The 13,479-nt window shown below is 34.1% G+C and carries 19 protein-coding genes; 16 read left to right on the top strand and 3 right to left on the bottom strand.

All coding sequences use genetic code 11. The features are described 5' to 3' along the window. Positions 1-139 precede the first annotated feature (139 nt). Positions 140-556: a hypothetical protein gene (locus tag LOZ80_RS13830; protein ID WP_238171959.1), complete on the bottom strand. Its 417-nt coding sequence runs from the start codon at positions 554-556 to the stop codon at positions 140-142. A gap of 12 nt (positions 557-568) precedes the next feature. Then, complete coding sequence (locus tag LOZ80_RS13825; protein WP_238171958.1) at positions 569-1,291, bottom strand: RDD family protein; 723 nt, start codon at positions 1,289-1,291, stop codon at positions 569-571. Positions 1,292-1,422: 131 nt separating this feature from the next. On the opposite strand from LOZ80_RS13825, the gene avs1a reads away from it, so the two are divergent. Genes avs1a through LOZ80_RS13810 form a run of 4 tightly spaced genes read left to right on the top strand, consistent with a single transcriptional unit; the run spans position 1,423 to position 5,859 of the window. Then, positions 1,423-2,712 carry an AVAST type 1 anti-phage system MBL fold metallo-hydrolase Avs1a gene (gene avs1a / locus LOZ80_RS13820; RefSeq protein WP_238171957.1) on the top strand — a complete coding sequence of 430 codons (1,290 nt, stop codon included), beginning with the start codon at positions 1,423-1,425 and terminating at the stop codon, positions 2,710-2,712. Next, positions 2,702-3,844 (top strand): ABC-three component system protein, encoded by a 1,143-nt coding sequence (locus LOZ80_RS13815; protein WP_238171956.1) that lies wholly within the window; start codon positions 2,702-2,704, stop codon positions 3,842-3,844. Before avs1a ends, LOZ80_RS13815 begins: the two co-directional genes overlap by 11 nt. Further along, on the top strand, positions 3,828-4,091 hold the full coding sequence (locus LOZ80_RS39495; protein WP_443147026.1) for an ABC-three component system middle component 8: 264 nt from the start codon (positions 3,828-3,830) through the stop codon (positions 4,089-4,091). The genes LOZ80_RS13815 and LOZ80_RS39495 overlap by 17 nt, the downstream gene beginning before the upstream one ends. Beyond that, positions 4,063-5,859 carry a DUF2326 domain-containing protein gene (locus tag LOZ80_RS13810; protein WP_238171955.1) on the top strand — a complete coding sequence of 599 codons (1,797 nt, stop codon included), beginning with the start codon at positions 4,063-4,065 and terminating at the stop codon, positions 5,857-5,859. Before LOZ80_RS39495 ends, LOZ80_RS13810 begins: the two co-directional genes overlap by 29 nt. A 149-nt stretch (positions 5,860-6,008) precedes the next feature. Here the strand turns inward: LOZ80_RS13810 and LOZ80_RS13805 are convergent, their stop codons facing one another. Then, positions 6,009-6,353, bottom strand: a complete 345-nt coding sequence (locus LOZ80_RS13805) for a helix-turn-helix domain-containing protein (RefSeq protein WP_238171954.1) — start codon at positions 6,351-6,353, stop codon at positions 6,009-6,011. Positions 6,354-6,499: 146 nt separating this feature from the next. Between LOZ80_RS13805 and LOZ80_RS13800 the strand changes: the two genes are divergently transcribed. The 12 genes from LOZ80_RS13800 to rsmD all read left to right on the top strand — a co-directional run bounded on the left by LOZ80_RS13800 (position 6,500) and on the right by rsmD (position 13,474). Then, positions 6,500-6,733, top strand: coding sequence for a hypothetical protein (locus LOZ80_RS13800; protein ID WP_238171953.1), 234 nt, complete (start codon positions 6,500-6,502; stop codon positions 6,731-6,733). 19 nt (positions 6,734-6,752) lie between these two features. Continuing rightward, positions 6,753-6,956, top strand: a complete 204-nt coding sequence (locus LOZ80_RS13795; protein ID WP_238171952.1) for a helix-turn-helix domain-containing protein — start codon at positions 6,753-6,755, stop codon at positions 6,954-6,956. Positions 6,957-7,099: 143 nt separating this feature from the next. Next, positions 7,100-7,561: a helix-turn-helix transcriptional regulator gene (locus tag LOZ80_RS13790; protein ID WP_238171951.1), complete on the top strand. Its 462-nt coding sequence runs from the start codon at positions 7,100-7,102 to the stop codon at positions 7,559-7,561. Between the two features lie 379 nt (positions 7,562-7,940). Next, positions 7,941-8,102: a hypothetical protein gene (locus LOZ80_RS13785; protein ID WP_238171950.1), complete on the top strand. Its 162-nt coding sequence runs from the start codon at positions 7,941-7,943 to the stop codon at positions 8,100-8,102. 189 nt (positions 8,103-8,291) lie between these two features. Next, positions 8,292-8,447, top strand: a complete 156-nt coding sequence (locus LOZ80_RS13780) for a DUF6906 family protein (protein ID WP_238171949.1) — start codon at positions 8,292-8,294, stop codon at positions 8,445-8,447. Positions 8,448-8,889: 442 nt separating this feature from the next. After that, positions 8,890-9,069 (top strand): sigma factor-like helix-turn-helix DNA-binding protein, encoded by a 180-nt coding sequence (locus tag LOZ80_RS13775; RefSeq protein ID WP_337951019.1) that lies wholly within the window; start codon positions 8,890-8,892, stop codon positions 9,067-9,069. Positions 9,070-9,180: 111 nt separating this feature from the next. Further along, positions 9,181-9,891: a stalk domain-containing protein gene (locus LOZ80_RS13770; RefSeq protein ID WP_238171947.1), complete on the top strand. Its 711-nt coding sequence runs from the start codon at positions 9,181-9,183 to the stop codon at positions 9,889-9,891. A gap of 106 nt (positions 9,892-9,997) precedes the next feature. Further along, positions 9,998-10,405: a DUF7674 family protein gene (locus tag LOZ80_RS13765; RefSeq protein WP_238171946.1), complete on the top strand. Its 408-nt coding sequence runs from the start codon at positions 9,998-10,000 to the stop codon at positions 10,403-10,405. A gap of 379 nt (positions 10,406-10,784) precedes the next feature. Then, the gene (locus tag LOZ80_RS13760; RefSeq protein ID WP_238171945.1) at positions 10,785-11,090 is read left to right on the top strand and encodes a hypothetical protein; all 306 of its coding nucleotides are present in this window, start codon (positions 10,785-10,787) and stop codon (positions 11,088-11,090) included. A gap of 188 nt (positions 11,091-11,278) precedes the next feature. Continuing rightward, positions 11,279-12,073, top strand: a complete 795-nt coding sequence (locus LOZ80_RS13755; protein ID WP_238171944.1) for a stalk domain-containing protein — start codon at positions 11,279-11,281, stop codon at positions 12,071-12,073. Between the two features lie 139 nt (positions 12,074-12,212). Further along, positions 12,213-12,560, top strand: a complete 348-nt coding sequence (locus LOZ80_RS13750) for a hypothetical protein (protein ID WP_238171943.1) — start codon at positions 12,213-12,215, stop codon at positions 12,558-12,560. Between the two features lie 353 nt (positions 12,561-12,913). Continuing rightward, positions 12,914-13,474 (top strand): 16S rRNA (guanine(966)-N(2))-methyltransferase RsmD, encoded by a 561-nt coding sequence (rsmD, locus tag LOZ80_RS13745; protein ID WP_238171942.1) that lies wholly within the window; start codon positions 12,914-12,916, stop codon positions 13,472-13,474. Positions 13,475-13,479: the final 5 nt, after the last annotated feature.

The raw sequence follows: 13,479 nt of genomic DNA, 5'->3' as shown, positions 1-13,479 counted from the left end.
ATGACTCCACCTTCGAATAAAGGTTCCATTTTCCCTTTAGTATTTCTTTGATAAACTAGGATCTATTGTGCACTGCAGCATCGATATGTGCATTGGTAGAAAGAATAAAGCCTGCTTTAAACATAGAGGGCCTCCTAAATTAATGCAATGTTTTATCCTGTGGATTTTCATACAACTCTGCTGCTCCTTGAATCTGTTCTGCCAGTTCTTTATCAGTGACAAATTCTAAACCGATAAGTGAGCTAGGCAGCCTGTAAACAATAATCGTAAATCCAGTAAGCTCTCCGTTATAGAAAATATTTAAATGCATTTCTTGTTCATCACTTTTTCTGAGTTCCCTAATCATTGAAGTGACAGTGAAAATTTCTGTATCCTCGAAACCACTTTCAATTAATGATCTTATATTATTTAGGAATAATTCTACTTCATCGATTTCTAATCGGATTGTTGCAACCCAATTTTCGTCAAACGTATTATGGTCTCCTGGGAGTGTCTTGATATTCTGTTTAAGTGATGAAAGCTTGAAGTATATCTTGCTAAAGAGTCTGATAAACAAAATTGTTCTCCTTTAATCATTCTGAGTTGATATGAAATGAATAACTCCAACTAGAACCAAAAAGATAATAAGGCCTATTATAATCCACAGAACAGCTTTTCCCAGGCTTTTAAATACCGGTGAACTTGTACTTGTGTTATCTTCATGCGATAAATCTATTCGAGACTCATGCTTTTCTTTCATTCGTTTATAAGTATCCAAAGAAACTACGTAGCTCCTGGCAGCAAAGTCGTGGCCTGCCCGTTTTTTGTTATTGAATGCAACAGTAAGACATTCAATGAAAGTTATAACTCCAATAAAATTCCCGATTGATGAAATTATTCCTTTATGAGTACTTAAGAAGTGACTAATATCATGTGAATTGACTTTTAAATCAATTCCTTCTTTTAGTTTGAGTACCATAATGATCGAATAAAGAAAAAAGAGCAGATATCTAATTGCGGCACTACCAATATGAAGAAAGTTTCCGTCTTTGTCTACAATTCTAGCTTTACTAAGTAATTTTCCTGGGGTACCACCAAACTTGACCGCCATTAACACGTAGAAAGCACAAAAAAGCAACCAATAAATAACGAAAGGGAAGACTGAGCCGATTTTTACTGAAGTATTTAGTGAGAATCTGTACAACAGAACGGCGGGAATGCCAATAATTAATAAGTCCAAGATATGCATCTGAACTCGCTTCCAAAATCCAATGTATTGAATCTCTGTATTGACTTGATTCTCATCTTCCATTAATGATGTTCCTCCGTTTTCGATATTAAATATATAGTAATTAACCTCTTTATATAGTAATGTCTCCCATAAATTATAGCATCGTCCTAGTTCTAAAGATACAAAAAATGTCTATTCAGGTCGAATGTGGTGTGGTAAAATTATGGGAATATATTCAATTTATAGGGGGTAGTGAACTTTTAATGTCAGTAAAAATAGAAATGTTTCCTGCAAAAGAAGGCGATTCCTTTTTGATTACGTTAGGTGAAAATCCCAAATTTAACATTTTAATTGATGGAGGACTTGAAGATACATATACAGATTATTTGGAGAAAAGATTGATTGAATTATCTGGAAATAATGAACAAATTGATCTATTGGTAGTTAGCCATATAGATGAGGACCATATCCTAGGTATTTTAGAGTTATTGAAAAAAAATGGAAACTCAAATAATCCTCAAATTATCAAAATCGCTGAAGTTTGGTATAACAGTTACAGACATCTTGAAATGGAGAGATCTAAAAATAGTATCTCAGAAGAAGAACGTATAATTTTAAAATCTATGATTACAACAATGAGCTCTAGTAGAGAGAATGAAAATAATGAAAGTAAAGATATTAGTGGTAGGCAAGGTTCTACATTGGCAGCGTTATTATATAGCGGGGCATACAGCTGGAATACTCATCTAGATATGAAAGCTGTTAATGTAGACTGTAAAGATATTGTTCAAGTTAATGAAAAAATAAAAATTAGAATACTTTCACCAAATGCAAAAAAACTATCGAGATTACGAACGGTATGGAAAAACCAACTAAATTCTTATAAATTAGGTTTTAAATTAACTGATGACAAAATTTTTGATGATGCATTTGAATTTTATATGCTTTCTCGACCTGAAATAGATAGCATAGATGAAAATAGAGATATATCAAGTAAAAAAGTAGTATCAGATTTAGAAATTCTTTCTAAAACTAATTTGGAAAAAGATAGATCTCCAACAAATGGTTCATCGATATCATTTATAATTGAATATTTAAACTTTAAATTATTATTTTTAGCTGACTCTCATTCGGATATTATTATTGAGAAAATTAAAGAACTAATAGAAAAAGAAGATTATTTGCCGAATTTTGATGTTATAAAGGTTCCACATCATGGCAGTGGTAGGAATAATCCATCAGAATTATACGAATTGATTGATTCAGAAAATTACTTAGTATCTACTGATGGAATGAAGAATGAACATCCAGATATGGCAACACTCGCGAAGATTGTAACGAGGGATACCTTATATACAAGAAAGATATATTTAAATTATCCCAATCCAATTTTAAGCAAAATTAATGATGAAGAGTCTAAATTAAAATATAAATATGATTTGAAAATTCCAAGTAGCGGTGAATCTACAATAATTACTTTAGGAGAAACTAATGAGTATTAATACTATTGAGATAGAAAGAGCAGTTGCTAGATTATTTTGTGGCGAAGAGGAAGAGGATGAAAAGGCTACTGCCTTTCTTGTCTCCAATGATAAAGTAGTTACAGCAACACACTCAATAGCAAATTATTTTGATGAAAATTTAACAATAAGATTACAGTTTCTGAATATTATGAATGTACCAATAGAAAGAACGGCTGTCCCTATTGGGAATAGGGATGAATTAGGTCCGATTTCAATATTGCAATTAAATGAAAGTATCGATTCTGTAAATTTATGTTTTGTTGATTTTGATCCAAAAAAAGATCATCAATTTTCTACTTATGGTTATCCACTTGTTAAATGGAGCACAAGTAATTGGTGTGATGGACATATCAGTAGGAAAGTTGAACCGGATATGACTAATTTTTTTGAGTGGGATCTCGTTCTAGATATTGGGAATTCAAGGATTGATGATTTTTCTGGTCTATCAGGTGCTCCTTTATTTGTAGAAAATAGATTAGCCGGGGTAGTAATAACTCAATCTCTTGCAGGAAAAAAAGCTATTTCTTTGTCCGCGATTAGTATTTCAAAAATAAGGGCGATATTAGAGGGAAAAGGACTTGAGATAAAAGAGGATATTCATATTCAGAATAATGTTAATCAAGTATTATTAAATAATGAAGAAAAAATATTCATTAAGCAACCACTGACATTCTATGAAGAAGATATTAAAGATCTAATCTTATTTTTCGCTGAAGAGTGTGAAGATATTAAAAGCAGTTTGGATAACTTTGATTTGGATGGACCTGAAATAGAGATAAAAAATGTTATCAATAATTTATCAGATGAGTATTTTAAACACATTCGTGATAAGCATTTAAGTTATTTCTCGAAAATTAAAAATTTTTTGGCAGATCCGAGAAATCGTAAGTTCCTAAAAATGTACACATCAACAACCGATGAATTGCAATTTAAAATCACTTCTAAAAGAAGTGACTTTAATAAATTTGAAGAGATTTTAATATATTTAGTAGATTATATTTTATTAAGGAATATTGATAAATTAAGATCCGATAGAAATCTAATATGGGTATTTATACATTTTATGTATTGGAATTGTGATATAGGAGACAAATATGATAAAGCCACATAAATATTTTAATTTAGATAATTCTGTGTTGACGATAAGTGGTCTAATTTTAAAAGTACTTAATGAACAAAAAGTAATTAAATATGACGAGTTGTACAATAAAATTTTAACACAGAAGGGTGATATAATAAGTTATGGTTTTTTGCCATCTTTGAATTTTTTGTATTTATTGGGAAAATTGGATTATCATCAAGATACGGATTCGTTGGAGTTGATAGAATATGAAAATTATGAAAATATACTCAAATAAAAAGAGTTTTAAAGTCTCTAGGTTTTCTGAGGGGTTAAATATTATATTAGGCAAAGTTACTAAAAGTTACGATCGTGATAAAGACACTCATAATTTAGGGAAAACTACATTAATTACTATTATTGACTTTTTGTTGCTTAAGAGTATTAATAAAGAACATATATTTGTGAAGCATAAAAAGAAATTTAATGATTATGTTTTCTTTTTAGAAATAAAATTAAATGATGGAAATTACATAACTGTTAAGAGATCGGTTGGAAATCCAAGCAAAATATCAATTGAAAAACATCAAGAAAAAGATCAGGACTTCGTCGATCTTTTAAATTGGGATTATAAAGATCTGCCCCTTAAAAGCAAATTTCCAGATAAAAACCCAAAAATTATACTCGACAAGTTACTTGATTTTAATGTTTTACAGTCTTACGATTATAGGCAGACAGTTAATTACTTTTTGAGAACGCAAGAAGATTATAATAAGGTTTTTCATTTAAGTAAATTTGCTGGTAAAGATATTGATTGGAAGCCATTTTTATTTAATTTATTAGGATTTAATGATGAATGTGTGATAAATAAATACAAGCTTCATGACGAGGCAAATGAGCAGGAAAAAATGATTAATAGATTAGAAAATGAATTTTCTATTAATACTGAGGCAGTTGATAAAATTAATGGTCTTATTAAAATAAAAGAGGAAGAACGAAATGAGTTATCTTTACATGTAGATAATTTTGACTTTTATCAAAAAGAATCTGATATTAATAAATCACTAATTGAAGATTTAGAATCGATAATTTCAAAGTATAATTCAGAAAAATATTCACTTAATTTTGAAATTGATAAAATTAAAGAGTCATTGAGGATTAAATCATCATTTGATCTTGAGGAAGTCGAACAAATCTTTTCAGAGTCAAAGATATATTTTTCAGAACAATTAAAGAGGGACTATCAAAGTCTAATAAAATTTAATGAAAGAGTGACAGCAGAAAGAAATAAGCATTTATTTGATATCCTTGTATCCAAAGAAATCCAGTTAGTTGATGTAAATGTAGAATTAGAGAACTTAAATAATAAAAGATCAGAACTTTTATCTTTTTTGAAAGAGAAGGATACATTTCAAAAATTCAAAAATTATCAATCTCAGCTTATAGGTGTAGAAAAAGAAATAGAAAGATTTAAGTTTCAGTTACAAAACATCGATCTAATAAAAAATGCCAATGATAAATTAAAAGATTTGAGAGATGATATCTTAGAAGCTAATGATGAAATTATTAAGGAAGTATCTAAGGAAAACAATTTATATACTAATATCAGACTTACTTTTAATAGTCTAATGAAACAAATAATAAATCAGCCTGGAATACTATCTATAGGAATTAATACAGTTGGAAATATCGATTTCAAAGCAGAAATAGCAAATTTAAATAATGAAGAAACTACATCTAAAGACAAAGGACATACTTATAAAAAAATACTTTGTGTTTGTTTTGATATTGCCCTACTTATTAATTATAACAAACATTCTTTTTATAGATTTGTATACCATGATGGAAGTCTTGAAAGTCTGGATAGAAGAAAGAAATTACAATACCTAGAAGTAATTAATGAGGTTTGTAAGAAATATGATATCCAATACATTCTCACAGTAATTGAAGATGATATCCCTTTAGACGATATGGGAAATGCATTTCAATTTACAGATACTAATATAGCTTTAGTCTTGGATGATAGTGATGATAATAAAGGAAGATTATTTGAAGATACATTCTAATAAAAGAAAGAGATACCTCATCTAAATGGAGTATTATTATTTTGATATGCAAAGATAGCAAGAAGACCGAATAAAGCGCCTGTTAACAGGGAGGCTTTATTCGGTCTTTTTGCATGTTTTATAGGCAAGTTTTCTGAGACAGATATTTGTTATTTCTTTTTGTTCAAACCCTTCCTATAAGCCTCAACTGCAGCCTGCGCCGCGGCGCGGGCAATCTCCAGTTCATCCTCGGTGTACTGGTCGGCGCCACCGAAGAAGGCGCGGTCAATCGAGTTACTTCCACTTTGTTTTACATCCTGGCCAGTTAGCCAATCGACTGAAACTTCATAAAGCGATGCAAGTGTTTTTAAAGTAGAAATGTCTGGCTCACTACCACCATTTTCATATCTACTCAGAGTTTTATTGTTAATTTTTGTACGCTCATATACCTGGATTTGATTTAAATTTTTACGTTCTCTAGCTTGTTTCAATCGATCTCCAAGAGAAGACATCATCTTCCCTCCTTCTGAGAAAATAATAACATAATACTCATTTTCAGAGAAAATATTCTCATATTTAGAGAAAAAAATCTTGACTTCTCATTAAATGAGAATTAATATTGAGATAGGAGTTCTCATAAAATGAGAAAGGGGTGAATCATATGTCTGTAGTGGAACAGATTAGAAAATATATCGATTCCAATGGTTTGAGAATGAACTTTGTTGCAAGTCGTTCCGAAATTAAACCAAAGAGATTTTATAGAATTATCAATGGAATCGCCTTAATGAGCATCGAAGAGTATGTTTTGGTTTGTACTAAAGGATTATCTTTAAATCCAAGCTATTTTTTTGTGGAAAAATTCTCAGAAAATGAGAATGAGACAATTTCAGCGTAACTATAAAGGAGGTGATCAAATGGACCAACAAGTCGTACGTAAGACACTAACAGTCGACGAAATCGCATCTTACTTAGGAGTTCATCGCGATTCCATCTACACAATGGTTCGCAAGAAAGAAATCCCACACTTCAAAGTCGGCGCACGCATCCTTTTCCGAATGGAAACCATCGAGAGCTGGATGAAACAGCAAGAAAGCCAGAATCATCGTATCGCTCAATAAAAATCCGCTGACGGAGAAAGTTGTCAGCGGCTGCGGGGAGAGGAGATGATGCAACGATCATCCGTTAATTTCATCTTAAGTTGCTTCTGTGTCACAAATCTATAGTGGTCTTGTGCTAATTTGTCACATTAATTGGAGAGGTGGTGAAAAATATCGCAATTGGACAAGCCATTCAAGCGTTTCGAAGAGAAAAGAACTTAACTCAAGAAGAACTTGCAAATCGAATTCCAATTGATCGTACAGCTCTTGCTCGGATTGAGAGCGGAGAGCGCCCATTACCGAGTGGTTTTGACTCTGTCGTATCTAGTCTATCTTGGAAGCTTGCACTTGAGATTGCTGATGCGCGAACAGGTGGATACATCTCCAACATTCTAGAGGATGTACCAAATCTGGATTTACATCCTGCAGCACTAAAAGACTTATTACTCAAACAACTTGCCGAAGCAGGGACAGCATTAGAGAGGCTATCGATGTCAAAACACATTTCCCCTGAAAAACGAAAGGAAAGTGCTAAAAAAGTTTGGCAAGAAATCAGAGACGTCATTGAGACGGGCAATGTCATGCAAGGAGTTCTTGAAGATGAGTTCGGTTTAGAGAGAAAATGAAATAATTCCAATTGAGTTACGGAGGAACCTTGGGGTAGAAATTAAATATCCAATTGAGATCTTTACGAATGAAGACAGCATCGTTTTGAAGAAGTACGCACCGGGTTGCGTGCTGTATTCCAATATCGAAAACGTGAAGCCAGGTCCTGACGGTAAGTTAATTTGCGCACAACGTGAACTGAAGAGCCGAGATGGTGTTCAGGAGAACGTTAGATACCATGATCGGTGAGTGGAAGTCTGAGCGGCCATATGAAACGTTTATGGTGGGGAGCAGTTCCACGTCGAAGATGCCATTCGGTTTGCTCCGCTGAACTATTAACACAACGCGACGGCAGTGAAGTTGAATGGCTGACGATTGATGAGGGATTGGGTTCCTAGGATGCTTAAACACCGTGGACTCGCTTTGGAATCCATTAAGGCGGTTGCAGATCGCTTCAAGAAAGTCTTGGTTATTACACATATTGAAGAAGCTCAGGCTCTTTTTAAACAAAAAATTTACTTCGATAATACAGACGTCGGCATTGATGTTAAAGTGGCATGAATGAGCTCGATGGTGGTGCGCCACTTATTAAGTCTGGAGTAAATATACGAATTAGAAGTTGTTTGATACGGATCCACTTGATTTTACGAAACAGATTATTGCGTATTTTCCCACTGCTTATCCGGGATTTACGGTTGTACGGGCAAAATGTCCAATTAATTATTTGAGAGACGATCGGAGGCAAACGTTATGAAGAATGGAAAAAAGCCAACAAGTCAGCAAAAAATAGTTGCGATTATCGCATCCAATTTAGATCCTAAAGAGTGGTTGATTATGAAAAGCTTATCGACTGAATTACACATACTTCATCGAAATAACAAGGACTTGAAAGTAATTTCTGCTTAGGGTGGAGAGAGCTATGCCAACTCCATTTAAAATCGATGAATTTCTGTGTGACGAGGTTCCTATCCAGAGTTGCATTTGTTGTGAGAAGGTCATTGAAACAAATATCTATTTTCACTGGAGAAAAGCTGGGCTTAGTCTTTGCGCTACATGTATTGAGATGCTTCATAAAGCAGCCTTTACTAAGTTTGAACGCTCGGCGGAGTAACATGCCCCTAAGACCTAGTTTAGCAAACGCTATTGCAGAGGGGGAGAATGCCCAATCAAACCATTGTTCAAAAGCTAGAGAAGCTACTAATTCAAATTGAACTTATAGGTGGATGAGCAATACGGCCCTGCAGGAATTGTGATCCTATTGGCCCTGGCTGATCGACGAATTATTAATGAGATGGTTGCTGATTGTGAATGGACGATTGAGCGGCGGAGATTTTAGATTGAAGATGCGTTGTCCATGCTTAGCGATCGAGAGCGAGAATGCTATGCACTGTCGTATGGAGAGTGCTTTCCGTTTAGTGAGATAGCCGGCATGCTAGGGGTGAGTAAAGGAAGTATGGAGGTTTGTGTGACAAGGGCTCAGAAGAAAATATCGAAAGACTCGCAGAATAGCTTATTCCTTGTGGAATAGGTTTTTGTATTTGGAATTGATGGAAGAAATTATAAAATTTCAATTAAATTAAAGGGGAATAAAAGTTCGGGTTGAATAACTAGATAATCATAAAATAAAAGGACGATGAATTTGAAACTCAAAAAAATTGCTATTGTATCTTCTATTACTTTTGCATTTGTACTTGGAGGCTCGCTTGGAGTTAAGGCAGACTCAGTATTAGAATCGATTTCCGCATATCTAGATCATAGCGTCAAAATAAAATTGTACGGAACAGATTTTGCATTAAAGGATTCAGAAGGAAACAAATTAGAGGCGATAAACTATAATGGAAGCACATATCTACCTCTACGTTCAGTGGCAGAAGCGACAGGGATGAAAGTAAAGTGGGACGAGGAGAAAAGAATAGCATCATTAGAAAAGGATTCAATTGTACTTGCTAATTCTACAGATACAAGCGGAATTAAAATTAATGTCGATGGATTATGGAGCCCAACTTATATTACTAATGTTAAGAAAATTTATAGCAACTGGTATATGGGTGTTTTATTTGAGACTACAGCAATTGACAATAAAAATTTCAAGGATATTATTTCAATGAAAGCCAAAGAAATTAAACAGTATTCAAAAATTATAGAAATTAAGGAGATGAATGTAGGAGATTTAAAAGGCACTTATATTGACTATGAAGAACCGGATTCTCGCACTAAGGTAGCTTTCTTAGAAAGCAACAATTCAAAAGAGTACTTCACGATAGAAGTATTTATTGCAAAAAATAAATACAGTGATGACAATAAAGACGCTTTCGATCAAGTCATTTCAACATTTGGTAAATATAGATAGTGAATTTTATTTCTTAAGGCAGACTTGCTCTGCTTGCAATAGCTCAGATAACAAAATAACGTAGCCTATTCCTTATAGGATTGCTTAAGATTAAGGAGGGTGCGAAGTGAGTGCATGGAGAAGAAAGGCGTTAGAATTATTTTATGACATAAGACATAGTTTCACACATGGTGATGAGAATATTTATTCAGTAATATTTGAATTGAGAGAAAGAGTAATTATTTCACATAAGAATAATAACTCAGAAGATCTTGATAAAATCTATGATTACGCTGAATGGTGTTTTAATCAATACAGACGAAGTCATTACTTACATAATGCTATTTGTGTGGGGTTCTATGAGCATTTAGTCGATGATGAAATTACTTTAAAAGCCATTCCCTATAGAGTCAAACCGTATATATTCGAAGACGTTAAAACCTTATTTGAGTGGATGTTACGAAAAAAGGACGGGGTCTATAAACAATTAGTTGAAGAATATAATAATATAAATAAAACTAATTTTATAAACTAATTAGAAAAAGCCGGAGAAGTGCTCGTGTGTACTTCAAGTTGCCTAAGCACCCTAACAGGTGCTTTTCTTTTACCTGAAATCTGACATATCACAAGAGGGAAATTTATTTGAAAATCGAAACAATACAAATAGAACTAGTAAAACCTAATGGCTGGAATCCTCTAAATGTGATGGACGATCATATCTATCGTTCTTTGGTAGGAAGTATCAGTTAACACGGCGTGTTGCAGCCGATCCTGGTCTGAGGGGACATGACAATCGTTAAAGCGATGTTACAAAATATGTTCATACTTCGCAGAAAGTGCTGGAGCTATTAGCGAGCAAATGGATCATTAAGAAGCGTTTTTATGGATGATGAAAAAAATCGGGGGTTGGGTACATGGCTTTAGATGGTCATATGTTTGATAGTAATAATATTATGATAGACTTTTTTCCTATTAATGATGATTTGCATAAGGCTATATTTTATCAAAAAGAAAATAGATACAGAAGTTTTCTCTATTTAAGTAGACTTTGTGATTACTATGAAGATGTGTTATTTGATGGGGATGAACTAAGGAAATTAGCGGATGACCTTTTAAATTATAAAGTAAATGTAGCTATGGTTTATCATGGATTAATCAATGAGTTACATGATAAATTGTCTAACACTTCAATAGTTAAAGTTGTTTTCTATGCTGATTAATTTTGTTAGGCTTCCTCGTAGAACAATAGTTAGATAAAGCCTTTTTATTAGGCGTTATTTTATTTGAGAACGTAAAATCATTCAGGCCGGCATTGCACGCGGATCTAAAGAAGCTAATAAAGGAGGATATCTGAACTATATGCAGAATTTGTCATATAGGAAATTATAACCATAAAAGGAGAAGTGAAATGCATACTTTTTTAAAAAGCAAAAAAGTAATGTTTCTAGGAGCACTACTTATTTTTACGTTGGGAAATGTGTCTGGGGTCTCAGCGAGTACAACCCTGAAGGAAATCACTGCTTATTTGGATAATGGAATTAGGTTAATTGTGAACGGAGTTCCATTCAATGCAAAGGATGAAAAAGGGAAAGTGCTGACCCCAATTAACTACGAAGGAAATACTTATCTACCTTTGAGAAGTGTTGTGGAAGCTACAGGTTTAAATGTTAAATGGGATGACAGCACAAGAACTGCGACCATAGGCTCAAAAAATGAAATGAATGCAGGAGATTTTTTGGTTGTATCCAAAGATAAAAAATTCCAAATATCATTACCATCAACTTGGACTAGGAATGATAGTTTTATTGCCAAAATTAACCCATTATTCAAAGTCGGTGCTGTTAATAATACAACTGATCCGATGCAGTTTTTTGGTATAATGTCCGAATCGAAAACGGGGTTTTCTGATAAATTCACCGTCTTAGACTACAGTGAATTATTAATAGGGCAAATGAATGACGAGAAAATAATTGATAATTTAAAAGTAGTTTCAAAAACTGATCTAATTATAGATGGTCACAAAGCTAAACAATTAGAAATTACTGGTGTAGTCAATCATATTAATGCCGCATATTTACTGACATTTGTTGAAACAGAAAACTATTTCTATCAGATGACTTTCTGGTCTGCAGCTAAGAGTATTGAGAATTCCAGAGCGGATCTAACTAAAATAACAGCTACTTTTAAAGAACTTTCTGATTAAAGTTAGAACACTGAGGCTGAATCGATTAAGTACGCAAGGCAATAAAGTGCTGAAGTATGAGGAAGGAAATTTCTTTTAATTCTCTTGGGTTAATATGTTAATATGGTTTTGCTAGTTTGTTAAATTTGGAGGAGAGCACATGGGGGCACAGAACAAGGTTATTGCAGGAGAGTACACGGGGAAATATGTTATTTCTACTGTCAGTTATATTGGTATAATTTTAGGATTTACTAAGAAAATTATTATCGATAAAGATACTGTAGAAGATTATGAAGTCATAAATGAAGACATAACTAAAAGTGCTATTAGTGCTGTGGGCAGAGGACTTATCGGCAATTTTCTTGTCGGACCAGTTGGTTTACTAGCAGGACTATCGGCAAAGAACAAAGGGGCTTATACAATTGCCATTCAGTTCAAAGATGGTACGAGAAGCTTAATCGAAGTTGATGATAAAATTTATAAAGGAATTATCAAGGAGCTATTCTAAAGGACTTTTAGATTTTTATGTACTTGTTAAATTTTTGAAACTCCAAAAGCCTTGAAGGGAAATCCCTCTCAAGGCTTTTATTACTATTATAAGGGTTTTAAACAAACTACCATTAAATAATTACGACGGCCCTTTTACAGGCCGTCTCATGGGAGAGGAGAAACCGGACGAAGAACTTATGGGGAAACGTAAGTCTTCTCCGCGGTTGTCTACGACATTCTCTGATGTCGATAGTTCAAGGATGACCGTTTTACAGGAAATTTATACATTATGCGTATAATTTTTTTGTGTCGGATTAGAGCTTGTGGTACGATAGCAAAAGAATGAGCCAGCTAGAAAGGGAAGTACGTTAGATGAGAGTAATTTCAGGCACTGCCAAAGGCAGGTCGTTAAAAGCTGTACCTGGTACAAGCACACGGCCAACAACGGATAAAGTGAAAGAGGCCATCTTCAGTATGATCGGTCCTTATTTTGATGGAGGACAAGTACTTGATCTATTCGCCGGCACCGGTGGACTAGGGATCGAGGCGCTTAGCCGCGGGATGGATAAGGGTGTGTTTATCGACATCGAGAAGAAGAGCATCGACACGATCCAACACAATCTACAGACAGCAGGTCTGAAGGACCAGGCTGAGATTTATCGAACAGATGCCACTCGGGCACTGAAAGCTTTAGCGAAGCGGGAACAGCGGTTTGCGCTGGTTTTCCTTGATCCTCCGTACAAAATGAAGTTTATTGCGGATCTCATTAGCACGATGGAGGAGCAGGCTATTGCGGAAGCCAATGCGACGATCGTGGTGGAACACGATGCCAAGGATGTCTTGCAAGCTGACATCGGCAGTTTCAAACTAATGCGGCGAGCAGACTACGGAGACACGGCGGTAACGATTTACACACGATCCATCGAGGGATAAGAAGA

The sequence above is a fragment of the Paenibacillus sp. HWE-109 genome, from assembly GCF_022163125.1.
Lineage (GTDB): Bacteria > Bacillota > Bacilli > Paenibacillales > NBRC-103111 > Paenibacillus_E.
The sequence above is the reverse complement of the archived record's forward strand: the minus strand, read 5'-3'. Positions and strand labels throughout refer to the sequence as shown.

Coding starts and splice junctions, on each gene's coding strand:
- LOZ80_RS13815 (WP_238171956.1), top strand. CDS start 2,702: ATGAGTATTAATACTATTGAGATAGAAAGAGCAGTTGCTAGATTATTT.
- LOZ80_RS13750 (WP_238171943.1), top strand. CDS start 12,213: ATGGGGGCACAGAACAAGGTTATTGCAGGAGAGTACACGGGGAAATAT.
- LOZ80_RS13805 (WP_238171954.1), bottom strand. CDS start 6,353: ATGATGTCTTCTCTTGGAGATCGATTGAAACAAGCTAGAGAACGTAAA.
- LOZ80_RS13785 (WP_238171950.1), top strand. CDS start 7,941: ATGCTTAAACACCGTGGACTCGCTTTGGAATCCATTAAGGCGGTTGCA.
- LOZ80_RS13780 (WP_238171949.1), top strand. CDS start 8,292: ATGAAGAATGGAAAAAAGCCAACAAGTCAGCAAAAAATAGTTGCGATT.
- LOZ80_RS13825 (WP_238171958.1), bottom strand. CDS start 1,291: ATGGAAGATGAGAATCAAGTCAATACAGAGATTCAATACATTGGATTT.
- LOZ80_RS13810 (WP_238171955.1), top strand. CDS start 4,063: ATGAAAATTATGAAAATATACTCAAATAAAAAGAGTTTTAAAGTCTCT.
- LOZ80_RS13760 (WP_238171945.1), top strand. CDS start 10,785: ATGGCTTTAGATGGTCATATGTTTGATAGTAATAATATTATGATAGAC.
- LOZ80_RS13755 (WP_238171944.1), top strand. CDS start 11,279: ATGCATACTTTTTTAAAAAGCAAAAAAGTAATGTTTCTAGGAGCACTA.
- LOZ80_RS13800 (WP_238171953.1), top strand. CDS start 6,500: ATGTCTGTAGTGGAACAGATTAGAAAATATATCGATTCCAATGGTTTG.
- LOZ80_RS13795 (WP_238171952.1), top strand. CDS start 6,753: ATGGACCAACAAGTCGTACGTAAGACACTAACAGTCGACGAAATCGCA.
- LOZ80_RS39495 (WP_443147026.1), top strand. CDS start 3,828: ATGATAAAGCCACATAAATATTTTAATTTAGATAATTCTGTGTTGACG.
- rsmD (WP_238171942.1), top strand. CDS start 12,914: ATGAGAGTAATTTCAGGCACTGCCAAAGGCAGGTCGTTAAAAGCTGTA.